The organism is Pseudomonas anuradhapurensis, from assembly GCF_014269225.2.
GTDB lineage: Bacteria > Pseudomonadota > Gammaproteobacteria > Pseudomonadales > Pseudomonadaceae > Aquipseudomonas > Aquipseudomonas anuradhapurensis.
On record NZ_CP077097.1, the window covers coordinates 2,613,120 to 2,635,186 of the forward strand.

Sequence of the window (22,067 nt, forward strand, 5' to 3'; positions counted from 1 at the left end):
TGTTGTAGGAGCGGCCTTGTGTCGCGATGGGGCGCGCAGCGGCCCCGGTGATTTCGGCGTCGACGCACGGATTTCCGGGGCCGCTGCGCGCCCCATCGCAACACAAGGCCGCTACAAAGACCGCGTTCAGGTTGGTTGGTCCTTGCTTAGCGGGTGCAACTCCCTGAACCCTCGCGCTTCTTCCACCAGCCAGTCATGTACCGCCCGCGCCCCCGGCTGGTTCAACCCACCTGGCGGGTAATGCACCACGTAGCGCTTGTGGTTGGCAATCGGCACCCCGAACGGCACGATCAGTGCCCCGCGCTCCAGTTCGTCGTTGAGCAGTGTGCGTCGCGCAATCGCCACGCCAATGCCGGCAATCGCTGCCTCGATGGTCAGGTGGTTACGGTTGAACGTGTGCCCGCGCCGTACATCCAGGCCAGCAGCGCCGATGCCCTCCAGGTAGAACTCCCATTCGGCGTACTCCGAACTGCCGCGCCAGGCAGTGATGTCATGCAGCAGCGGATAATGCGCCAGGTCTGCCGGCCCGTGCAGCGGCGGGCGGCCGCGCAGCAGGGTGGGGGAACACACCGGGAAGATCTGCTCGTCCAGCAGTGGCGTCGAGAGCATGCCGGGGTAGCTGCCATCGTTCAGGTCGATGGCCAGGTCGAAATCACCCGGGGTCAAGGCCTGGGCGCTGTCTTCGGCGACCAGGCGCAGCTCGATGTCCGGGTAGCGCTGCTGGAAACGCGGCAGGCGCGGCGTGAGCCACTTGGCCAGGAACGACGGGATCGAACGCAAGCGCAAGGTGCCGCGGATTTCGCCCGCGTCCAGGCGCAACAGTTCGGCTTCGATGCTGCCGTAGGCTTCGGCCACCGTCTGCGCCAGGCGCTGCCCTTCGGCGCTCAGTTCGACGCCGCGCGCCCGGCGCAGGAACAAGCGATAGCCCAGGCGCTCTTCGAGCTGGCGCATCTGCTGGCTGACCGCACCGGGGGTGATGTGCAGTTCTTCGGCGCAGCGGGTGAAGGACAAGTGCCGGGCCGCACAGGCAAATACATGCAGCCAGACGAACACCTGGCCATTGAGTTGTCGACGCATCGTTTAGTACCGCTAAAGCCTTGCTTAGGAAGTTTCGTTGGTCATCCATGAGCCAGCGCGGCAGTATCGCGCAACTTCGCAATACCGCTCAATTTTTTCCGATTACCGTGCCGCGGCTACATGGCCGGGTACGCTCAGGCATTAGCATGGCTATCAGTGTTTTCGACCTTTTCAAAATCGGCATCGGCCCGTCCAGCTCCCATACCGTCGGCCCGATGCGGGCAGCAGCGACCTTTGCCCAGGCCCTGCGTGAGCAAGGGCTGCTGGGCCGGGTGCGCCGTGTCGAGGTGCGCCTGTATGGCTCGCTGTCGGCCACCGGCGTTGGCCACGCCACCGACCGCGCCTGCCTGCTCGGCCTGATGGGACAGTGGCCCGACCGTATCGACCCGGCCACCATCGAGGCGCGTATCGCCCAGGTCATGCAGGCGCAATGCCTGATGCTCGATGGCAGCCACTCGCTGCCGTTCGAGTACAGCCGAGACCTGCTACTGCTCGACGAAAACCTGCCTTACCACCCCAACGCCATGAGCCTGGAAGCCCTGGACGGGCAGGCCAGCCTGTTGCGCCAGACCTACTATTCGGTGGGTGGTGGCTTTATCGTCGAGCAAGCCGATATCGATGCGCCACCAGGCGCAGCGAACGCGGTGCAGCTGCCGTACGAGTTCGATAGCGCTGCGCAGTTGCTGGCCTTGTGCAAAACCCATGGTTTGAGCGTGGCGCAATTGATGATGGCCAACGAGTGCGCCTGGCGCCCGGAGGCCGAAGTCCGCGAGGGCCTGCTGCGGATCTGGGCGGCCATGCGTGAATGCGTCGACAACGGCCTGCGCAACGAAGGCATCCTGCCCGGCGGGCTGCAGGTCAAGCGGCGCGCGGCACGGTTGCATCGCAGCCTGCAGGAGCTGGGCAAACCCAACGTGATCGGTTCCACCCTCAGTGCCATGGAATGGGTCAACCTGTTCGCCCTGGCGGTGAACGAAGAGAACGCCGCCGGCGGGCGCATGGTGACCGCGCCGACCAATGGCGCGGCCGGCATCATCCCGGCGGTATTGCACTACTACATGAAGTTCAACCCCGGCGCTTGCGATGCGGATGTGGTGGACTTCCTGCTGGGCGCAGCGGCAGTCGGTATCCTGTGCAAGAAGAACGCGTCGATTTCCGGGGCAGAGGTGGGCTGCCAGGGCGAGGTGGGCTCGGCCTGTTCGATGGCCGCTGCCGGCCTGGCCCAGGTACTTGGCGCGACGCCGCCGCAACTGGAAAACGCGGCCGAGATTGCCCTGGAGCACAACCTTGGCCTGACCTGCGACCCGGTGGGTGGGCTGGTACAGGTGCCCTGCATTGAGCGCAACGCGATCGCCGCCGTGAAAGCGATCAACGCCGTGCAGATGGCCTTGCGCGGGGATGGCGAGCATTTCATCTCGCTCGATCGGGTCATCCGCACCATGCGCGATACCGGGGCGGACATGCACGCCAACTACAAGGAAACCTCGCGCGGCGGTTTGGCTGTTGCGTTCGTGGAGTGTTGAGTAACCTCATCGCCTACCGCGCTTGTGTAGGAGCGGCCTTGTGTCGCGAAAGGGCTGCAAAGCAGCCCCGTTTCATCTATCTGCATTGAAATCCCGGGGCCGCTTTGCGGCCCTTTCGCGACACAAGGCCCCTGCAACGGGCGGTTATTGGCGGGCTTTCTGTTTCGCTGCCAGGAAGCTCGCGCGCATGTCCTTGGCCCAGCCATCCAGCACCGGCTTGACATCGTTCAGGGTCAGCTTGGTGGTCTTGTTTTCCAGTTCCTGTCCTGTTCCCTTGCGCACCACCTGGGCCAGCACCTTCTGGCTGGCACCATCGAGGAAGGCCGCCTCGACGCCAACATCCACCTCCTGGTCGCGGCCGCCCATGGCGGTGTTCACGCCGGCCGAGATCAACGCGATGGGAATGATCTCGTAAGGCTTGAGGCCTTCGTTGCTGGTGGACACTGCAGTGATGGCCGGGCGCACCACCATTACCCCCGGGCCGGGGCCCTTGGCCAGGGGCACGACGCTGCCCATTTCACGGCGCAGGGCCTCATTGAAGTAGCGGGTGATTTCCTGCAGCGTCTGCGCCGAGATGACCTCTGTCGGCTGTGGCTTGGGGTAGAACTGGCTGGGCTCGATGTAGACCTGGCTGTACTGGTTGACGTTGACCTTGGGGTCGATCCAGCGCATCACCGGGTCACCCGAGGGGCTCTTGGCTTCTGCCAGCCGGCTGTAGTCCTTGAGGAAGCCGGAGTAGTCCTTGGGGTCCACGCGGTTGCTGGAGCAGGCAGCAACGGCGAGCAATGCGGCGCACAACAGGGTAATGCGAGGCAGTGATTTCATGATCAACATGCATCCATGTGGAGTCGGCCAGAACAACGCTAGCAGGTGCGCGACAGATGGCCAGTGGCTGAGTTCAATCGCCATGAAAAATGGCCCCGCTGTCGCGGCTGTTCAGCCCAGCGCCTCGCGCAAGCGGTACCACAACATCCCCAGCGCCAGTAGCGGCGAGCGCAGTGCCTTGCCGCCAGGGAAGGTCAGGTGCGGCACCGCACTGAATACATCCAGCCCGCGGCTGTGGCCGAGCGCAATGCTTTCGGCGAGCAGCTTGGCGGTCCAGTGCGTCACGTTCAGCCCATGCCCGGAATAGCCCTGGGCGTAGTACACGTTGCGCTGCTGGCTGAGGCGGCCGACCTGGGGAAAACGGTTGGCGGTGATGCCGATCATGCCGCCCCACTGGTAGTCGATCTGCACGTTGGCCAATTGCGGGAACACCTTGAGTACCTTGGGCCGCATGTAGGCAGCGATGTCCTTGGGGTCGCGACCGGAATAATGGCAGGCACCGCCGAACAGCAGGCGCCGGTCCGCCGTGAGGCGGTAGTAGTCCAGGCCGACTTTCTGGTCGCACAGCGCCATGTTCTGCGGGATCAGGCGGCTGGCCAGCGCCTCGGGCAAAGGCTCGGTGGCCACCACGTAGCTGCCGGCAGGTAGCACCTTGCCGCTCAGGCGCGGTTCCAGCTCGTCGAGGTGGGCGTTGCAGCCCAGCACCAGGCTGCTCGCGCGCACCTTGCCACGCGGCGCATGCAGGACGACCTGGGCGCCGCGCTCGATGCGCAGCACCGGGCTCTGCTCGAAGATGCGCACGCCCAGGCCGTGGGCGGCACGTGCTTCGCCCTGGACCAGGTCGAGCGGGTGCAGGTGGCCCGAGCCCATGTCTACCAGGCCACCGGCGTACTGGTCGCTGGCGACGATCTCGTGCAGCTGGTTGGCGCCGACCAGGCGGGTTTCAGGGCGGTAGCCGAGGGCAGCCAGGTCGCACAGCTCATCCTCGAATGCAGTGAACTGGGCGGGCGTATTGGCCAGTTCGCAGAAGCCCCAGCGCAGGTCGCAGGCAATGCCGTACTGCGCGATGCGGCTGGCCACCAGTGCTACCGAATCGATGCCGGCCTGCTTGAGATAACGCACGCCGTCCTGGCCGACATGACGGGCAAAGCCGCTGACATCATGGCCGATGCCGCGGATCAGCTGGCCGCCGTTGCGCCCGCTGGCGCCCCAGCCGATGCGCCGGGCTTCCAGCAGTACCACCGACAGGCCGCGCTCGGCCAGCTCCAGGGCCGTGTTGACCCCGGTCAGCCCGCCGCCGACCACGCACACGTCGGCTATCAGTTCGCCGTCCAGGCTAGGGTAGGGCGCCGCATCGCGTGCCGTGGCGGCGTAGTACGAGGCGGCGTGTTGGGTCGTGAAAGACATGGGTATTCTCGGCTCAGCGGTTGGACTTGATCTTGCTCCAGGAGCGGGTCATGACGCGCATGATCTTCGGGCTCGGGGTACTGGAGATGTACAGCTTGTCCAGCACTGCCTGGGGTGGGTAGACCTCGGGGTTGTTGACCAGCGAGGCGTCCATGTAGGCCTGGGCATCAGGGTTGGCGTTGGCGTAACCGACAGTGGCACTGACCTTGGCGATCACCTTGGGGTCGAGCAGGTAGTTGATGAACGCCAGTGCCTGTTCAGGGTTGTTGGCGTCCTTGGGTATGGCCAGCAGGTCGAACCAGAGGTTGCTGCCTTCCTTGGGGATGCTATAGGCGACCTTTACGCCGTTGTTCGCCTCCACGGCGCGGTTGGCCGCCTGGAACACATCGCCGGAATAACCGAAGGCCACGCAGACATCACCATTGGCCAGGTCGGCAACGTACTTGGAGGAGTGGAAGTAGGTGATGTAGGGGCGCAGTTCGAGCAGCCGGGCTTCGGCCTTGGCGTAGTCGGCCGGCTGCTCGCTGCGCGGGTTCATGCCCAGGTAGTTGAGCACGGCGGGGAACAGTTCGTCGGGCGAGTCCATGAACGCCACCCCGCACTGCTTGAGCTTCTTCAGGTTTTCGGGCTCGAACAGCACCGCCCACGAGTCGATATGATCGACGCCGAGGGCCGCCTTGACCTTGTCGACGTTATAGCCGATGCCGTTGGTGCCCCACAGGTAGGGCACGGCATAGCGGTTGCCGGGGTCGTTCTGCTCAAGCTGCTTGAGCAACTTGGGGTCCAGGTGCCGCCAGTTGGGCAGCTTGCTGCGGTCCAGCGGCAGGAAGGCACCGGCCTGGGCCTGGCGCGCGAGGAAGTGGTTGGAGGGTACCACCACGTCATAACCCGTGCGCCCGGCCAGCAGCTTGCCTTCGAGGGTTTCGTTGGAGTCGAACACGTCATATATCACCTTGATTCCGCTGCTGGCCTGGAAATCGGCCAAGGTGGTGTCGCCGATGTAGTCGGTCCAGTTGTACACGCTGACCGAGGGGGTGGCGTGGCTGGTACTGGCGAACAGCAGGGTGAAGGCGGCGGGGATCAGGGTTTGCAGATGACGCATGGGGACACCTCGTTGGTCTTGTTTTTCGAGTTCGCTGGGGTGTTGCCGTGTGTAGGAGCGGCCTTGCGTCGCGATGGGCTGCGCAGCAGCCCCAACAATCTATGCCTCATGTGCTGAGGCCTTGGGGCTGCTTTGCAGCCCATCGCGACGCAAGGCCGCTCCTACAACAAGCCGCATAGGTGCGGCCAGGGGCCGGTTCAGACGCTGAGCATGAGGAATTCACGCTCCCACGAGCTGATCACCCGTTTGTAGTTCTCGTGCTCGGCACGCTTGACCGCCACATAGCCCTGGACGAACTGCTTGCCCAGGTACTGCTGCACGGTTTCGCAGTCCTCCATGTGCTGCAAGGCGTCTTCGATGGTGATCGGCAGGCGCAGGTTGCGTCGTTCGTATGCGCGGCCCTGTACTGGGGCGCTGGGTTCGATGCGCTCGACCATGCCCAGGTAGCCGCACAGCAAGCTGGCGGCAATGGCCAGGTACGGGTTGGCATCGGCGCCGGGCAGGCGGTTTTCCACGCGCATCGACTCGGGGCTGGAGGTGGGCACGCGCAGGCCGGCGGTGCGGTTTTCTTCACCCCATTCGACGTTCACCGGTGCCGAGGTGTCCGGCAGGAAGCGGCGGAACGAGTTGACGTTGGGGGCGAACATCGGCAGCAGCTTGGGGATGTACTTCTGCAGGCCACCGATGTGGTAAAGGAACAGCTGGCTCATGCTGCCATCATCATTGGCGAAGATCGGTTTGCCGGTGGCGATGTCGACCACGCTCTGGTGCAGGTGCATGGCGCTGCCCGGTTCGTCGGTGATCGGTTTGGCCATGAACGTGGCCGCGACATTGTGCTTGAGCGCCGCCTCGCGCATGGTGCGCTTGAACACCGTGATCTGGTCGGCCAGGTCCAGCGCGTCGCCGTGACGGAAGTTGATCTCCATCTGCGCCGGGCCGTCTTCGTGAATCAGCGTATCCAGGTCCAGGCCCTGGATCTCGCACCAGTCGTAGACATCTTCGAACAGTGGGTCGAATTCGTTGGCGGCATCGATGGAGAACGACTGGCGGCCGCTTTCGGCCCGGCCCGAGCGCCCCAGGGGTACCTGCAGCGGCAGGTCCGGGTCTTCGCAGCGCTGAGTCAGGTAGAACTCCATCTCGGGTGCCACGATCGGCTGCCAGCCATGGTCGGCATACAGCTTGAGCACCTTCTTCAGTACGTTGCGCGGCGACAGTTCGATGGGGTTGCCTTGCTTGTCGAAGGTGTCGTGAATCACGATCGCGGTCGGCTCGATGGCCCACGGGATCTGGTAGACGGCAGTCGGGTCAGGGCGGCAGACCATGTCGATGTCGGCGGCGTCGAGCAGGTTGTAATAGATGTCATCGTCAACGTAGTCGCCGGTGACCGTCTGCAGCAGCACGCTCTCGGGCAGGCGCATGCCGCGCTCGTGAAGAAACTTGGCGGTGGGTGCGATCTTGCCGCGGGCGATGCCGGTCAGGTCGCTGATCACGCATTCGACTTCGGTGATGCGGTGTTCTTTCAGCCAGGTGGACAGCTGATCGAAGGGGGCGTTCATACAGACCTCTTGGTTGGGTTTCGGTGGGGGAGCGGGTTCGCGTTGAAACCCGTTACAGGTTTCGAAGGCGTTGCGCTTCCCAGTTGACGCACTGGAGACTATCTTGGTCGCAGCCCCTGTGGCCGATCTATCCACTTTCTCCGGCAACGAATGCACCATAAGAGTGCAACTAGGACCGCGCGTGACCACCGCCAATGCCTTGCAAGTCCAGGCCTTCCATACCACCGACGTCACCGAGCAGGTGCGTGCCACCCCTGCCTGGCAGCAGCAGTATCGGCAGATGTCGCCCGGGCATTTCAGCGGAGAGCTGCGTTGCCTGGGGTTGGAGGGGGTGCAGGTGTACGAGGAGCGCTTGAACACCCGGGTGGAGCAATTCTTCCGGGCGCCGAGCGGTGCGCTGGCGTTCTGCTTCGACCGCAGCGAGAACAGCCTGTACCTGCTGAACGAACAGAGCCGCAACATCTGGATCACGCCGGAGAACTACGAGGAAGTGGCGGTGGTGTTCGACCAGGCGTTCCTGGCCGGTCATGGCCTGGACCCGCAGCGCCTCGAAGGGTTGTTCATGGTGCCGTTGGGCAGCGGCCAGAATGCGCTGTTCGGCAGTTGGCTGAGTGCCACGCTGACCCGCCTGGGCGAGGCCGATTGCCCATTGCAGGGGCAGGCCCTGGCGGAACAGCTGCTGGATGACTGCCTGTTCATCCTCGACAATGCCTGCCAACGCTTGCAGGGCGTGGCCCTGGGGCGGCGCGACGAGGAACGGGCGATCATGCGCCGGGTCAGTGAGTGGGCGGCCGACTGCCCGGAGGAGACTCTGAACCTGGTGGAACTGGCGGCGGTTGCCGGGGTTTCCCTGCGCCAGCTGCAGCAGGCATTCAAGGCGTTTACCGGCATGTCGCCGGCGCACTGGTTGCGTCTGCGTCGGCTCAACGGTGCGCGGCGCGACCTGTTGCGCAACGGCGGGGTGACGGTGGCCGAGGTGGCGATGCGCTGGTCGTTCTGGCATTTGGGAAGGTTTTCAGAGAGTTACCGCCAGTTGTTCAAGGAGTTTCCCAGCGAGACATTGAAGCGGGGCAGGGGTTGAGTATTGCGAATAGCTGCTGGCCCTTTGGCGGGTAAACCCGCTCCCAAACCCGTGGTGACCCTGTAGCGGCGGGGTTGCCCGCGCAAGGGCTGGCCCCAGGCGCTACTGAACCCAGCATCGCAGCACAAAAATTGCTATCGTGCCGCCCTGTTTCCACCCGAGGTGCCGATGTTCTACCTGCCTTTGCCCAGCGACCAGGCCGACCGCCTCGCCAGCGCGCCTGCTACCGAGTTCTTCAGTACCGCCAGCCTGCTGGAAGCCGCTACAGTGCTGTTCGTGCAAAACCTGCCGCGCCAGCCCGCCACGGCCTCGGCGGACGCGCAGGAACGCCGTTTCGCTGAAATCGTGCGCATCGCCAACGAGGTCGAGAGCGCCGCACCCGGGCGTTTCCAGGGCCAGGTGGCGCAGCACTTCGACCGTGAAGCCTTCGCGATGGGCCTGGGCATGCTCGGCGAGAACGGGATCGCACTGTTGTCCGGCGAGGTGCCGTACCAGGCCGACGAGCTGCTGGACGCCGAAGGCCAGTGGAACTTCCAGTTCGCCGCCAACTATCGCCAGCGCGCAACGCCATTGCACCCGGTGTACCTGCCGTCGCTGGCCAGCGACCTGATGCTCAGCGACCAGCAGAACCGGCTGTTGCGCGAGTTTCTCAGTGGGGTCGACGAATCGGTGGCCGTGCAGGGCTTCGCCGGCACCGGCAAGACCTTCCTGATTCATCAGTTCGCCCGCCTGCTCGACCCCCAGCGTACGCTATTGCTGGCATTGACCGAAGGCCAGTTGCGAGCCTTGCAGGCGCGCGTCAAGGACGCCGCCGCCTACACGGCGCTGACCTTCGGCCAATTGGCCGACGAGCTGCTCAACCGCGACCTCACCAGCAACGGTTGGCGCCTGCGTGACCCGTATCGCACCAAACTGTCGTGGCGCCCGCAGGATGCGCAGGTGGTCCGCTGGCTGGGCATCCCCGACATCGGCCCGCTGGCTGCCCGTGAGGTGGTGGCCTTGTGCATTCGTGCCGTGCGGAGCTTCTGCCACAGCGCCGATAGCCAGCTGCAACTGCACCATCTGCCGTGGGCCGGGCCGGGGACTACGCCGCTGGACCAGGAGGTGCTGCTGGAAAAGGCACGGTTGTACTGGCAGGAACTGATTCGCCCGTCAGCCCGGGAAATCCAGTTGCCGGTACGCGACTATCACCGGGTCAAGTTGCTGTCGCTGACTGCGGATGTGATCGACAGCCGCTACACCCATGTCATCGTCGACGAGGCCCACGAGCTGTCGGCGCCGATGCTCGCCGTGCTCGACCGCAGCCCGCAGTCGATCATTGCCCTGGGTGACGAGCTGCAGAACCTCAACGGCCTCAGCCCGCACCACGGCAGCTTCATTCGCCAGCGCTGCATCGACCGCTCACTGCGCGCCGGGCCGGCCATGGACAACGTGCTCAACCCATTGATCCAGGCCCACCCGGCGGCGATCCAGGGGGCTTTCAGCGGCAGCGCCGAGCATTACACCCGGGTCAGCTTCTTCGATGCCGTCAGCGTTCCCGAACAGCCCACCGCGCTGATCGTCGACGACGAATGGGGCTTGTTCGGCTGGTTCCAGCGCCTGACGCACCAGGGCGTGCCGTTCGTGCTGCTGAAAAGCGCGCGCAAGGACTTCGAGCTGTTCGTCGAGGACTGCATCGAGCTGTATCGCCATGGCACCCGGCCACGCCACCCGATGCTGTTCCGTTATGCCAGTTGGCAGGCACTGGAGCAGGACAAGGGCGATGACAAGGCCTTCGTTGCCGTGGCCAACATGCTGCGCAAGGGCTACACGCCGGAGCACTTCGCCAGGGCCAAGAGCCGTTACCGCTGGGACAAGGCGCCCAAGCTGTTCCTGGGGCGGGTGCGGGATGTGAAGAACATGGAATTTGCCCGGGTGATGGTATCGCCGGAGCTGATGGTGGCGCCGCAGGTGGCCGGTAACCGCAACGAGCGTGCGCGGATGTTGGCCGGGTTGTACACCGCCTGTTCGCGGGCGCGGCATGAACTGATCGTGCCGGGGGGAATGCTGGACTGGGTCAAGGACCAGGTTCGGGATTGAGATATTCGGGGCCGCTTAGCGGCCCATCGCGACGCAAGGCCGCTCCTACCCGAACCTGCTCGAACCACGCGGGGGGCGGATCGGTAGGAGTGGCCTTGCGTCGCGATGGGATGCAAAGCAGCCCCAAGGCACCGATCAGTTACGATCCAGCCAAACCGTCTGCGCATTGGTGAACTCACGCACGCCAAAGTGCGACAGCTCGCGCCCGAAACCGCTCTTCTTCACCCCGCCGAACGCCACGCGGGGGTCGGAAGCGCAGTAGCCGTTGATGAACACGCCACCGGTATCCAGGGCTGCAGTCATGCGCTCGGCCAACGCGTAGTCGGCGGTGTAGATGGTCGAAGCCAGGCCGAAGTCGCTGTCGTTGGCCAGCTCCACCGCGTGGTCCGCATCGCGGGCGCTGATGATCGCCGCTACCGGCCCGAACAGCTCCTGGCGGAACGCCGTCATGTCCGGGGTGACGTTGGCCAGCACGGTCGGCGCGTAGAAGTTGGCCACACCTTCGACCTTGTGCCCGCCCAGCAGCAGGGTAGCGCCTTCGGCGATGCTCGCCTGGACCTGGCCATCCAGCTCGTCACGCAGGTCGTAACGGGCCATCGGGCCGATGTAGGTATCGTCTTCCAGCGGGTTGCCCACCTTCAGCTCACGCGTGGCGTCGACGAACCTGCGGGTGAATTCCTCCACGACGCTGGCTTCGACGATCAGGCGCTTGGCCGCTGCACAGACCTGGCCGGTGTTCTGGTAGCGGCCGATCACCGCCGCCTTCACGGCAGCATCCAGGTCGGCGTCGGCCAGCACGATGAACGGGTCGGAGCCGCCCAGTTCCAGTACGCACTTCTTCAGCGCCGCGCCAGCCTGCGCACCAATGGCCATGCCGGCCCGCACGCTGCCGGTGAGGGTGACGGCGGCAATGCGCGGGTCGTTGATGGCACGGGTGACACCGTCCGGGGTCACGTTCAGTACCTCGAACACGCCTTCTGGCAGGCCGGCATCCTTGAACAGCTCACCCAGCAGGTAAGCGCTGCCCATCACGTTCGGGGCATGCTTGAGCACGTAGGTATTGCCGGCCAGGATCGCCGGCACGGCGCCGCGCAGTACCTGCCATACCGGGAAGTTCCACGGCATCACCGCCAGGATCGGGCCCAGCGGGCGGTATTCGATGCGGGCCTTTTCCACCTGGGTCGGCTCGGCAGCGAGCATTGCCGGGCCGTGCTCGGCGTACCAGCGGCACAGGCCGACACATTTGCTGACCTCGCCACGGGCCTGGGCGATCGGTTTGCCGATTTCGCGGCTGATCATCTGCGCGAAGGCTTCGGCCTTGCCTTCGAGGGTGCTGGCCAGGGCCAGCAAGTACTCGCTGCGCTGACCCAGCGACACCTGGCGCCACTGGCCGAAGCCAACCTTGGCACGTTGCAGCGCCGCTTCCACTGCGGCGTCGCTGTCGAACGGGTAGGCGCCGATCTGCTCACCGCTGTACGGGTCGAGGGAGATGGCGTGGGTCAGGCTGCTGATCGCGCTCATGGCGGGACACTCTCGTTGTCATTGATCCGAGACGTCAGACTAATGGGCTAGGGCTTTAATGAAAACTGAATAATAATGAGCGAAACATTCACGTTTGGAGAAAGACTGTGGACCTGGTGCAACTGGAAATCTTCAAGGCGGTCGCCGAGCAGGGCAGTATCAGCGCCGCCGCGCAGCACATCCATCGGGTACCGTCGAACCTGACTACACGCATCAAGCAGCTGGAGGAAGACCTTGGCGTGGAACTGTTCATTCGGGAAAAGAGCCGCCTGCGCCTGTCACCGGCAGGCTGGAACTTTCTCGAATACACCCGGCGTATCCTCGACCTGGTTCACGAGGCGCGCCTGACGGTGGCCGGCGAGGATCCGCAAGGCACCTTCGCCCTGGGCTCGCTGGAAAGCACGGCGGCAGTGCGCATCCCGGCCTTGCTGGCGGCGTACAACCAGCGCTACCCCAAGGTCGACCTGGACCTGTCCACCGGGCCATCCGGGACCATGCTCGAGGGCGTGCTGTCCGGGCGCCTGGTGGCGGCGTTCGTCGACGGGCCGGTACTGCACCCGACGCTGGAGGGTATGCCGGTATTCGAGGAAGAAATGATGGTCATTGCGCCACTCAACCATGCCCCGGTGCACCGCGCCCAGGACGTCAACGGCGAAAACATCTACGCTTTCCGCGCCAACTGTTCGTACCGCCACCACTTCGAGAACTGGTTCGTGCAGGACCAGGCGGTACCGGGCAAGATCCACGAAATGGAGTCGTACCACGGCATGCTGGCCTGTGTCAGCGCCGGCGCCGGGCTGGCCATGATGCCGCGCAGCATGCTCGACAACATGCCTGGTTGCAGCACCGTCAGCGCCTGGCCAATGTCGGAGGATTTCCGCTACCTGAAAACCTGGCTGGTTTGGCGACGGGGCACGGTGTCACGCAGCTTGAGCATGTTCGTGAAATTACTCGAAGAAGGCCGCGCAAGCTGATGTTTCTGCTCAAAAAACTTGTTTGTTAAAGCGAATTTCATCCAGGCGACCACGCGTCTGTACGAACACTGTTTCGCCAGAACGATCAGATAATAGGTAAGCCATCCTCGAACGGAGGGTCGTACCATGCGTAATCATCACTATGCCCTCGGTGCCGCACTGCTGGTCGCCCTGGCGCTGCCCTGGACCCTGGCGGCTGCCGCCGACCTGAATGCCCGGATCGACATGCAGGCTGTGCAGCTGCAGCCCCAGGAGCAGAACGGCGTGCGCTACCTGCAAGGGGGCATCGGCCAGGACGAGGCCAATGCCCTGCGCAAGACCCCGGGCTATGACCTCCACGTCGAACTCTCGACCGGCCCGGAAGGCAAGTTCCAAAGCGGTGCCAGCGTGGATATCCAGAATGCCCAAGGTCAGCCCGTGCTCAGCATCTCGGATGCCGGGCCGCTGCTGTACGTGCAGTTGCCGCCGGGCAAGTACAAAGTCACTGGCAATGCTCAGGGCGAAACGGTGCAACAAATGGTCACCGTCAACGGCAAGTCGCCTGCGACCGTGAATCTGAACTGGCATTGATGGAAAATACGGCAGGAGTACAGTTGTACTCCTGCCTGCACAAGGCGTGTCATCATGAGCCTGGACCTGCAGTTGCAAAGCTTGGACGAGCAGGGCTACGTGCTGCTCCCCGCTGTGCTCGAGCCCTTGCGCATCGCCTTGTTGCGCTGCGCCATCGACGACCTGCAACCCATCCACTGGGACTATCAGGGGCTGCTGGAACATTACAAGTGCGTGTTCAACCGCAACCCGCTGTGGCTACCCTTTCTCGACCTGCCTGCGCTGATTGCCCTGGCCGAAGCGGCGCTGGGCGCCGACTGCCATGTAATCGGCCAGACCGCCTGGCGTAGCCACCCCGGCTACCCCGGCATGGCCCTGCATCTGGACCACCTGCCCATGCAGCTGCCCGACTGGCTCAGCGAACGCGGCGACTTCGTCCAACCTGCGCAGATCCTGACGGCGCAGTTGTACCTCAGCGACATTGACCAGGACATCGGGCCGACCTGGATCGTGCCCGCTAGCCATCGTGCTGGGCGGCCTCCGCAGCCTGGTGAGGACCAGTGGCAGGGCCGCCAGGCAGTACCGCTGCTGTGCCAGGCAGGCGATGCGCTGGTATTTCGCAGCGATGTCTGGCACCGCGGCGGGGCCAACAACAGCCAGACACGTGTGCGTGACATGCTGCAAGTGCACTATGGCCGGCGCATGGTGGCGCAGAAGTTTTCTCCTTATCTGGACTGGCGCTTCAACCCGCAGGTGCTGGAGGCGGCCACGCCCCGACAACGGCGTTTGCTCGGCGAGCATGACGAAGCGGAATATGACTGAGTAGCGGTAACCGGAAGGTCGATGCAAGTCGAAGGGATTAGCCAATAGTGGCAATTCACTTCCAACTTTCTGATTATCTGGACAATAATCAGAAAAGTATTACTTGGTGTGACCGGGCTGGATGGTCCGGTCACCATAAATCGAGGGGCTCGAGCCCCCGCTTGCCGTATCGACCATCAGGAGAAGTCATTGATGAAAACCCGTTTCGCAGCTTCGCTGGCTGCCGCAGTGCTGGCCTTTGCCGCGGCCAACATGGCCCAGGCAGCGCAGGTGTCCGGTGCCGTTGGCGCAACTGGCCAAGGCGACATGACCTACCGTATCGGCCTGTCGTTCGACTGGGACAAGAAATGGCTGGAAAGCAGCTCCGGCTACCTCAGCGGATACTGGGATGCGGCCTACACCTATTGGGAAGGCGGTGAGGCCAGTGGCGCCCATTCGCTTTCGGTCAGCCCGGTGTTCACCTATGAATTCAGCGGTTTCCGTTACACCCCCTACATTGAGGCCGGCATTGGCCTGGCGGCGTTCTCCAAGACCGACGTGGGCGACCAGCGCCTGGGGTCGGCGCTCAACTTCGAGGACCGCATCGGCTTTGGCCTGAAATTGCCGGGGGAGCAGAAGGTGGGGATCCGCGCGATGCATTATTCCAACGCGGGGCTCAAGCAGCCTAACGACGGCATCGAATCGTACTCGCTGTTCTACAGCAAAGGCTTCTGAGGCCGGGGGCCGCTTTGCGGCCCATCGCGACACAAGGCCGCTCCTACAGACGCGTTCATTCTGTAGGAGCGGCCTTGTGTCGCGATGGGCTGCAAGGCAGCCCCGGCGATTCAGAAGGTATAGGAAACGCCAGCCTGAACCGTCCGTGGCGCGCCTGGGTAGACGTAGCTGTTGAACGCTCCCTCGTCATAACCTTTGTTGAACAGGTTCTTCACGTCCAGGTTCAGCCGCACATGTTCGTTGACCTGATAGAAGCTCAACAGGTCCACCACGCTGTAGCTTTCCATGGTGTAGGTACTGGCCGCCGTCTGCCCGGCCCGGTCATCCACGTACTTCACGCCAACGCCCAACCCCAGCCCCTTGGCCAGGCCATCCTGGAACTCGTAGGTGTTCAGCAGGCTGAAGCTGTTGCGCGGGATGTTGGCCAGGTGGGTGCCCTTGGGCAGGCTCGTGTCCTTGGTCACTTCGGCGTCCACGTAGGCATAGCCACCGATCACGCGCCATTCGGGGGTGAGGTTGCCGGCGACATTGATATCCAGGCCACGGCTACGAACTTCGCCGGCCGCGATCTTGTAGGTACCGGTGGCGTCGTTCGGGTCGTTGGCCAGTACGTTTTCCTTGACGATGTGGTAGATCGCCGCGTCGACGCTCAGCTGACGATCGAGTGCTTCCCATTTCACACCCAGCTCGTAGGACTTGCCTTTCTCTGGGTCGAAGCCACTGCTACCGTTGCCGGCGGGCGTGCCAGTGTTGGGCTTGAACGAGCGCGCGGTATTGGCATAGACCGCCACAGTGTCGGTCAGGTCGTAGATCAGGCCGAAGCGTGGCGTGACGCCGTTCTCACCCTTCTGGAAGTCGCGGTTGGCGGCACGGCGGTCGTCGTAGTCGTGCTCGAAGCGCTCGAAGCGCACACCGGCCAACGCCTTCAGACGTTCGGTCAGCGCCACCTGGTCCTGGATGAAGAAAGCCCAGGTCTGCAGCTTTTCATTGTCCCAGGTCGTTGGCGTCGCATTCAGCGCCGGCCGCGGTTGGCCCAGAACCGGGTCGTAGATGTCGATCGGGTAGGGCGCGGAGGAACGACGGATAATCGAACTGTAGTGGTAGTTTTCGTACTCGATGCCGGTCAGCAGGGTATGGCTGAGCGTACCGGTATCGAAATGCCCGGTCAGGTTCAACTGCCAGTCGCGGTCGGTCCACTCCAGCTTGCGGTAGTTGAAGTTGCGATCAAGCGTACGGCCATCTGCCTGTAATTTCGTGCCCTCGACAGCATTACCCTTGAGCGAGCCATCGAGGTACTGGAAGCCACCACCCAGCGTCCAGTCTTCGTTGAGCAGGTGCTCGAAGCGCAGTTGGGTCATGTTGTTGTCGTTGTGCAGCAGGTTGTCGCTGCCTTTTTCCCAGATGTAGGTGTCCCGCGACGCGCTGCCAGTTTGGGTGGGATAGCGGGTCAGGCCCCTGTCGAGGGGGTGGTTGTTGCGCATGAAGTCGCCCTCGAAGACGACCTTGGTGCTGTCATTGACCTGCCAGCTGACGACCGGCGCCACGTCATAGCGCTCACTTTCCACATCGTCACGGAAGCTGTCGCCGCCTTCGCCCAGCAGGTTGAGGCGGTAGGCCAGCGAGCCGTCCTGGTTCAGCGGCCCGCTAGCGTCCAGGGTGGCGCGGTGCATGCCCTGGTCATCGAACTGGCTGCCCAGGGTGACCTTCGACTCGGGCAAAGGCTGCTTGCTGACCACGTTGAAGGTACCACCGGGGTCACCTCGGCCATACAGGCTGCTGGCCGGGCCACGGATCACCTCCAGGCGTTCGACCGTGTTGGCGTCCGGGGCGTTGGGGTAGCCACGGTTGATCGGGAAGCCGTTGCGGTAGAACTCACCGGTGGTGAAGCCGCGCACGGTGAAGGTGGTCAGGCCCTGGCCGCCGAAGTTGTTGGCGCGCCCGACACCACCGGCATAGTCCAGGCCGTCCTGCAGGCGGGTGGCGCCAGTGTCTTGCAGCACGTCCTTGGGCACCACGCTGACCGATTGCGGGGTTTCATGCAGCGCGGTGTCGGTGCGGGTGGCGCTGGCCGAACGGCTGGCCTTGTAGCCGTCGACGGGGCCATCGGCACGCTCGCTGTCGGCATTGCCGGTAATGCTCAGGGCCTGCAGTTCGATCTGGGCGGGGGCGCCGAGCGGCTCGGGCTCGGCAAAGGCCAACGGGGAGACGGCATGAAGCACACAAAGCGAAACGAACGTACGGCGCATCGACGGGACGATCCTGGAGTAGGGCGCTGAAGGAAAGGGGCGAAAGCGGCGCAAAACTACTACGAATCATTATCAGATGCATTATTTTTATGTGGCACTGCTGTGCCAGATACCGGGCAGGCCAATCGGTGCTGACATCTTCGCGGGCACGCCCGCTCCCACAAGTGCGTCTCGGGTTCTGGCAATTTCGATGAGCTGTGGGAGCGGGCGTGTCCGCGAATAGCCCGGATCAGCTAACCAGCACTCAGCGGACCGCCTTGATTGCCAATACATTGCACAGCGGGTGCTCCAGTACATGCGCCGTGGTCCCGCCCAGGAAGGTCTGCAGGGCGTCATGCCGGTGGCTGCCCATCACGATCACGTCGGCCCGGCTATGACCGACGAACTGGGCAATGGCCTTGATTGCAGGGCCTTCCAGGAAGTGCCGACGCTCCAACGGAATCTGATGGTGGTCGCCCAGGCGGTTGAACGCCGCTCGCTGCGCAGCCCGCAGGTTGCCATCGAAGCCGGGCATGGTGACCGTTCCGGCACCGAAGTCGGCAATGTGGGTCTTCGCTGCGTCGCATACATGCAGCAGGTGCAGCTCGGCGTTGCACTGCAGGGCCAGGGCATGGGCGCAGTGGATCACCTGTTCGTCCAGATGCTCGCCAGCGCCATGGCTGTTCAGGTCCACAGCGGCAGCGATCTGCCGGGGCAGGGGCAGCCGGATATCGCTGACCAGGTGCACGGCGATCGGGCTGTCCTTGAGCAGCTGCCAGTCCAGTGGCGTCACCAGCAGGCGCTTGAGCACCGGTTCGTGCTGCACGTCCTTGATCAGCAGGTCGCACCCCAGGCGTTCGACCCGTTCCAGCACACTGCCCAGCGGGTCACGGGTCAGCAGCAGCTCGGTGGACACGTCCAGGCCGGCGTTGACCAGTTGTTCGGCTTCGTCCGCCAGCCATTGGCGGTTGTCGCTGAGCAGCCGTTCGCGTTCGCGGCTATCGCTCATCAAGCCGAAGGTGTCGACATCGTCGACGAACACATTGATATCCAGCAAGGCACCGTTGGATTCCGCCAACGCCGCCGCGCGTTGCAGCGCCGGCGTGTGACGCATCTGCGGGCCGAGCATGACGAACAGACGCTTGAACTGGCTCATCGCACACCTCCACGTGTGGCAGCCCCCCCGGTGATCTGGTCATGTTCAGTCTAGACCGCTGCCACGTACAGCGGGGCGATGTGTCAGGTATGATGCGTGCCCCATCTTTGTCACGAGGCCCGTCCCATGTCCCTGAGTGCTGAACAGATCGGCGAGTACCGCGCCTTTGCCGAGCAGTTGGCCGATGCTGCTGCTGAAGCGATCAAGCCCTACTTTCGCGCCAGCCTGGATGTCGAGGACAAGGGCGGGCGCCTGTACGACCCGGTGACCGTGGCCGACAAGGCGGCCGAAGACGCCATGCGCGCGCTGATCCAGGCCCGTTACCCCGAGCACGGCATTCTCGGCGAGGAAGCCGGGGTGGCTGTCGGCAGCAGCCCGCTGACCTGGGTGCTCGACCCGATCGACGGTACCCGCGCCTTTATCACCGGCCTGCCGCTGTGGGGCACGCTGATCGCCCTCAACGACGGCGCGCAGCCGGTGGTAGGGGTGATGAACCAGCCATTCACTGGTGAACGGTTTGTCGGCACACCGGAAGGCGCCTGGCGCAACGGTACGCCGTTGAAAACCCGCGCCTGCGGCGACCTGGCTTCGGCCACGCTGATGTGCACCACCCCGGACATGTTCGACACCGCTGAACGCAAGGCGGCGTTCGAGGCGGTTGCCGGCAAGGCGCGGCTGATGCGCTACGGCGGCGATTGCTATGCCTATTGCATGCTGGCCAGCGGGTTTGTCGACGTGATCGTCGAGGCCAGCCTGCAGCCGTATGACGTCCAGGCGCTGATGCCGATCATCGAAGGGGCGGGTGGGGTGATCACCGCGTGGGACGGCAGCAGCGCGCAGAATGGTGGCTGCGTAGTGGCTTGCGGTGACCCGGCGCTGCATGCACTGGTCGTGGATATGTTGCGCCACCAGCAGTGAACAGGCGCTAGGCTCTGTAGGAAAAGCCTTGATACACGGTGATGCTGCGTTGAAAACAGCGTCGGTATGCTCATTTACAACCCGTAAACTCCGCTTCCTCGGTTGTTTTCGCCTTGCCTGACCTTCGTTTCAAGACTTTTCATACAGAACCTAACGCCAAACCCGGCAAGCCACTGTGTTCAAAGGCCTGCCAGGTTTGGCGGCAATCAGATAAAGAGTTTCATGACACAGCGACCACCCTCATTCAGTTGGGAGATGAAACGGAGTCCGTCCGCCCCCAGGTATGCTGCGCGCAAGGTGTTCAATCGATCTGTTGGAACCAGGTAGCGTCCTTCGGAAGCGAAGTTAGCGTCCAGTCTGCCATCTTGGGTGACCTTGTGGATGATACCTTGCTGGTAGAAACTGGACTGTTCCATGTGAAGCAAGTTTCCTGCGATATAGATCGACCCTTCGGGTGCAACGAGGATGGCTTCCGTTGTGAGAGCCCTGATATCAGCACCAGGGTCGATATCGATACTGAGCACACCGTCTCCGTTGAACTGCGTATCCGGTAAGCCGGTTTGCTTGTTGTACACACGAATCGTCAGGTTGATTGTGCGTCCAGCCTCGCTAGTGAAATAAGTGCCTTGGCTGATAATGATCCTACTTTCGTCCGCCCCCAATTGAATGCTGCGGTTAGCGAGTTCAATAAAGCCGGCCTGGTTGAAGTCCGTATCCAGCTCGCCGTTGCTCTTGTATCTGGCGACGATGCCGGGTGCACCTTCTTTGCCTGCCAGAACAAAACCACCGTCCTTGAAGAAGTGACAACCCCACGGCTCGAAGGTATCACCCAGAAAATTCGGAATGAGCCATTGGCTTTGAGTGCCATCTGGACCAAGACCGGTTACCGGGACTCCAGTCTCGGCATCGTGCAGCGCGACCCACAGCCTTTGACTGTTCGGCTGGCCATCGAGCGAAGAGGCGTACAAAGTTTTGATCGTGTTGCCTAGCAATACGCTACGGGTAGCGGGTGCAAATACCTCATCCTTATATCTGTTCTTCAGATTTTTCGGAATCTTTGCCTCATGGGCAGGCTTTGTTTTCGGCCGTTGTTCGTGCTTGGCGGTGGATGTTGCTGTTGGTATGCGCTGGCTGTCAGGCCGGACGAGCATCATCCCTTTCACGCCGAAGCCGTCCAGCGGTGCGAAGTTGTTTCGGTATTGGCCGACAGCCGCTTGCCAGAGCCAATCCTCACCGGTCCATGTTGCACATTTTGAATGCGCGATATAATTCGAGTCCAGTGCAGGTGTCGCGGGCGTAATGAAATGGAACTCCTGTCCATAGGAGAGCGACGGATCCAACGCAGGATCTTCAATTGCGACGAAGCCTGGATCAGCCTCCCAGATGCCCTTGGCATCCAGCCTTGCAAAAAAATAGAAATCCTCGCCGTCGATCGGAGCGCCGCCGACCCAGGTTATACGGTTCGCTGAATCGATTGTTGTTGAGTACACCCCGCCCGAAGATAGGGCGTCTTGGGGGACAGGGAGTCTGGCATAACCGTCAATGCCAAAGTCAGTATCCAGTTCACCGGGGTTCTTTGCATATTTGCTCATGGTGAATCCTCCGTTGGGGCGCAGAGTATTTCTCCATCCTGAGCAAACCCGAAACTGGCAAATATATCAGGTGACCTGCTCTACGGCGGCTAGTAGCCGTGCGTTCGGCGATCCTGGTTACCTACATTTCGCACTTTTTGGAATTTCCGCGCTCTATTCTTGGCCAAGCCGCACCGATACCCGGAGCGGCCGCCGAATATCGACCCGGTGCCGATGGTTGCAAGCAATACCAAAATCTTCTCGTGCCTGCTGCTGGTTGGCGCCTTCAGCTGCCTGTGCGCCTGCACCCAGGAGCAGGGGCGCGGCATGCTCGATCAGCTCGGCAACGGCAAGCCCAGCGAGCTGTTCCAGACCAGCGTCGACCGCATGGCCACGCTGGCCATGCGCGACAATCTGCAGAGCCTGTACCTGTTGATGAACAAGCTGTACCTGCGCAACCCCAACCAGTGGAAGCTTTCCGGCTACGTCGATGCCGCCACTGCCGAGCGGCAGATCCGCATCGCCATCGAACAACGCCAGCCGCTGCCGCAACTGGGCAAGCGCCGTGACCTGGCGGCCTTGAGTTATGCCTTGAGCCCGGAGTTCCGCGGCGATCGGGTCGGCGCGTTCATCTACGCCATCGGCGGTATGCTGATCACCGCGCATGGCGGGCGTACCGAGTTCTACATGACCGACACCATCGACCCGCTGTTCGTCAACAACGCTGCGCGCAATATCGAAAAAGCCACCTGGATGCTGAGCCAGCGACAAGATGCCAATGGGGAGCTGTTGCTGTTCTCCAATGAAATTTCCGAGGAAGGCAGCAACCTCAGCTTTGCCGTGGAGTTCGGCAAGATCGTGGCGCGCCTGGATTTGCTGGCCGAGCTGCTTGACGAGCGCTATCGGCGGATCGGCCTGAATTACGCGCAAAGCTTGTTGTTGATGAACTTCCTGCCAGTGCAGTGAG

At 63.0% G+C, this 22,067-nt stretch carries 18 protein-coding genes; 9 read left to right on the plus strand and 9 right to left on the minus strand.

Features of this window, described 5'->3' with window-relative positions:
- Positions 1-126: 126 nt before the first annotated feature.
- Positions 127-1,077: a LysR substrate-binding domain-containing protein gene (locus HU763_RS12185; RefSeq protein ID WP_186690310.1), complete on the minus strand. Its 951-nt coding sequence runs from the start codon at positions 1,075-1,077 to the stop codon at positions 127-129.
- Positions 1,078-1,223: 146 nt separating this feature from the next.
- Here HU763_RS12185 and HU763_RS12190 point away from each other — a divergent pair, with 146 nt between their 5' ends.
- The gene (locus tag HU763_RS12190; protein ID WP_186690308.1) at positions 1,224-2,600 is read left to right on the plus strand and encodes an L-serine ammonia-lyase; all 1,377 of its coding nucleotides are present in this window, start codon (positions 1,224-1,226) and stop codon (positions 2,598-2,600) included.
- Between the two features lie 144 nt (positions 2,601-2,744).
- Here HU763_RS12190 and HU763_RS12195 read toward each other — a convergent pair whose 3' ends face one another.
- The 4 genes from HU763_RS12195 to HU763_RS12210 all read right to left on the minus strand — a co-directional run bounded on the left by HU763_RS12195 (position 2,745) and on the right by HU763_RS12210 (position 7,490).
- The gene (locus HU763_RS12195) at positions 2,745-3,425 is read right to left on the minus strand and encodes a DUF3313 domain-containing protein (RefSeq protein WP_170030002.1); all 681 of its coding nucleotides are present in this window, start codon (positions 3,423-3,425) and stop codon (positions 2,745-2,747) included.
- A 111-nt stretch (positions 3,426-3,536) separates the two neighbouring features.
- Entirely contained in the window at positions 3,537-4,832 is a 1,296-nt protein-coding gene (locus tag HU763_RS12200) for an NAD(P)/FAD-dependent oxidoreductase (protein ID WP_186690306.1), read from the minus strand.
- A 13-nt stretch (positions 4,833-4,845) separates the two neighbouring features.
- Positions 4,846-5,934 carry a polyamine ABC transporter substrate-binding protein gene (locus HU763_RS12205; RefSeq protein ID WP_186690304.1) on the minus strand — a complete coding sequence of 363 codons (1,089 nt, stop codon included), beginning with the start codon at positions 5,932-5,934 and terminating at the stop codon, positions 4,846-4,848.
- A 197-nt stretch (positions 5,935-6,131) separates the two neighbouring features.
- On the minus strand, positions 6,132-7,490 hold the full coding sequence (locus tag HU763_RS12210) for a glutamine synthetase family protein (protein ID WP_186686028.1): 1,359 nt from the start codon (positions 7,488-7,490) through the stop codon (positions 6,132-6,134).
- A gap of 181 nt (positions 7,491-7,671) precedes the next feature.
- Between HU763_RS12210 and HU763_RS12215 the strand changes: the two genes are divergently transcribed.
- Positions 7,672-8,571, plus strand: coding sequence for a helix-turn-helix domain-containing protein (locus HU763_RS12215; protein WP_170029994.1), 900 nt, complete (start codon positions 7,672-7,674; stop codon positions 8,569-8,571).
- A 168-nt stretch (positions 8,572-8,739) separates the two neighbouring features.
- Entirely contained in the window at positions 8,740-10,650 is a 1,911-nt protein-coding gene (locus HU763_RS12220) for a DEAD/DEAH box helicase (RefSeq protein ID WP_186686026.1), read from the plus strand.
- 135 nt (positions 10,651-10,785) lie between these two features.
- Here the strand turns inward: HU763_RS12220 and HU763_RS12225 are convergent, their stop codons facing one another.
- The gene (locus HU763_RS12225) at positions 10,786-12,171 is read right to left on the minus strand and encodes an aldehyde dehydrogenase family protein (RefSeq protein WP_186686024.1); all 1,386 of its coding nucleotides are present in this window, start codon (positions 12,169-12,171) and stop codon (positions 10,786-10,788) included.
- A 107-nt stretch (positions 12,172-12,278) separates the two neighbouring features.
- Here HU763_RS12225 and ptrR point away from each other — a divergent pair, with 107 nt between their 5' ends.
- From ptrR to HU763_RS12245, 4 genes are all read left to right on the plus strand, one after another.
- Positions 12,279-13,145 carry a putrescine utilization regulator PtrR gene (ptrR, locus tag HU763_RS12230; RefSeq protein ID WP_186686021.1) on the plus strand — a complete coding sequence of 289 codons (867 nt, stop codon included), beginning with the start codon at positions 12,279-12,281 and terminating at the stop codon, positions 13,143-13,145.
- Positions 13,146-13,271: 126 nt separating this feature from the next.
- Complete coding sequence (locus HU763_RS12235) at positions 13,272-13,715, plus strand: carboxypeptidase regulatory-like domain-containing protein (protein ID WP_186686018.1); 444 nt, start codon at positions 13,272-13,274, stop codon at positions 13,713-13,715.
- Positions 13,716-13,769: 54 nt separating this feature from the next.
- The gene (locus HU763_RS12240) at positions 13,770-14,516 is read left to right on the plus strand and encodes a phytanoyl-CoA dioxygenase family protein (RefSeq protein WP_186686015.1); all 747 of its coding nucleotides are present in this window, start codon (positions 13,770-13,772) and stop codon (positions 14,514-14,516) included.
- A 252-nt stretch (positions 14,517-14,768) separates the two neighbouring features.
- A complete protein-coding gene (locus HU763_RS12245; protein WP_420831056.1) occupies positions 14,769-15,230 on the plus strand; it encodes an acyloxyacyl hydrolase in 462 nt (153 codons plus the stop codon).
- Positions 15,231-15,340: 110 nt separating this feature from the next.
- Here HU763_RS12245 and HU763_RS12250 read toward each other — a convergent pair whose 3' ends face one another.
- Together HU763_RS12250 and HU763_RS12255 are read right to left on the minus strand one after the other, a co-directional pair.
- Positions 15,341-17,476: a TonB-dependent siderophore receptor gene (locus tag HU763_RS12250; RefSeq protein WP_186686007.1), complete on the minus strand. Its 2,136-nt coding sequence runs from the start codon at positions 17,474-17,476 to the stop codon at positions 15,341-15,343.
- 244 nt (positions 17,477-17,720) lie between these two features.
- Positions 17,721-18,611 carry a universal stress protein gene (locus HU763_RS12255; RefSeq protein WP_186686004.1) on the minus strand — a complete coding sequence of 297 codons (891 nt, stop codon included), beginning with the start codon at positions 18,609-18,611 and terminating at the stop codon, positions 17,721-17,723.
- Between the two features lie 126 nt (positions 18,612-18,737).
- Here HU763_RS12255 and hisN point away from each other — a divergent pair, with 126 nt between their 5' ends.
- A complete protein-coding gene (gene hisN, locus HU763_RS12260) occupies positions 18,738-19,529 on the plus strand; it encodes a histidinol-phosphatase (RefSeq protein ID WP_186686001.1) in 792 nt (263 codons plus the stop codon).
- A 206-nt stretch (positions 19,530-19,735) separates the two neighbouring features.
- Here hisN and HU763_RS12265 read toward each other — a convergent pair whose 3' ends face one another.
- Positions 19,736-21,121 carry a hypothetical protein gene (locus HU763_RS12265; RefSeq protein ID WP_186685998.1) on the minus strand — a complete coding sequence of 462 codons (1,386 nt, stop codon included), beginning with the start codon at positions 21,119-21,121 and terminating at the stop codon, positions 19,736-19,738.
- A 213-nt stretch (positions 21,122-21,334) separates the two neighbouring features.
- Between HU763_RS12265 and HU763_RS12270 the strand changes: the two genes are divergently transcribed.
- Positions 21,335-22,066 (plus strand): hypothetical protein, encoded by a 732-nt coding sequence (locus tag HU763_RS12270; RefSeq protein ID WP_186685996.1) that lies wholly within the window; start codon positions 21,335-21,337, stop codon positions 22,064-22,066.
- The last annotated feature ends 1 nt before the right edge of the window (position 22,067 follow it).

Excerpts from the sequence above, each read along its gene's own strand:
- HU763_RS12185 (WP_186690310.1), bottom strand. The coding sequence starts at position 1,077 with ATGCGTCGACAACTCAATGGCCAGGTGTTCGTCTGGCTGCATGTATTT.
- hisN (WP_186686001.1), top strand. The coding sequence starts at position 18,738 with ATGTCCCTGAGTGCTGAACAGATCGGCGAGTACCGCGCCTTTGCCGAG.
- HU763_RS12200 (WP_186690306.1), bottom strand. The coding sequence starts at position 4,832 with ATGTCTTTCACGACCCAACACGCCGCCTCGTACTACGCCGCCACGGCA.
- HU763_RS12205 (WP_186690304.1), bottom strand. The coding sequence starts at position 5,934 with ATGCGTCATCTGCAAACCCTGATCCCCGCCGCCTTCACCCTGCTGTTC.
- HU763_RS12270 (WP_186685996.1), top strand. The coding sequence starts at position 21,335 with ATGGTTGCAAGCAATACCAAAATCTTCTCGTGCCTGCTGCTGGTTGGC.
- HU763_RS12265 (WP_186685998.1), bottom strand. The coding sequence starts at position 21,121 with ATGAGCAAATATGCAAAGAACCCCGGTGAACTGGATACTGACTTTGGC.
- HU763_RS12225 (WP_186686024.1), bottom strand. The coding sequence starts at position 12,171 with ATGAGCGCGATCAGCAGCCTGACCCACGCCATCTCCCTCGACCCGTAC.
- HU763_RS12245 (WP_420831056.1), top strand. The coding sequence starts at position 14,769 with ATGGCCCAGGCAGCGCAGGTGTCCGGTGCCGTTGGCGCAACTGGCCAA.
- HU763_RS12255 (WP_186686004.1), bottom strand. The coding sequence starts at position 18,611 with ATGAGCCAGTTCAAGCGTCTGTTCGTCATGCTCGGCCCGCAGATGCGT.
- HU763_RS12240 (WP_186686015.1), top strand. The coding sequence starts at position 13,770 with ATGAGCCTGGACCTGCAGTTGCAAAGCTTGGACGAGCAGGGCTACGTG.
- HU763_RS12190 (WP_186690308.1), top strand. The coding sequence starts at position 1,224 with ATGGCTATCAGTGTTTTCGACCTTTTCAAAATCGGCATCGGCCCGTCC.
- HU763_RS12220 (WP_186686026.1), top strand. The coding sequence starts at position 8,740 with ATGTTCTACCTGCCTTTGCCCAGCGACCAGGCCGACCGCCTCGCCAGC.
- HU763_RS12235 (WP_186686018.1), top strand. The coding sequence starts at position 13,272 with ATGCGTAATCATCACTATGCCCTCGGTGCCGCACTGCTGGTCGCCCTG.
- HU763_RS12195 (WP_170030002.1), bottom strand. The coding sequence starts at position 3,425 with ATGAAATCACTGCCTCGCATTACCCTGTTGTGCGCCGCATTGCTCGCC.
- HU763_RS12250 (WP_186686007.1), bottom strand. The coding sequence starts at position 17,476 with ATGCGCCGTACGTTCGTTTCGCTTTGTGTGCTTCATGCCGTCTCCCCG.
- HU763_RS12210 (WP_186686028.1), bottom strand. The coding sequence starts at position 7,490 with ATGAACGCCCCCTTCGATCAGCTGTCCACCTGGCTGAAAGAACACCGC.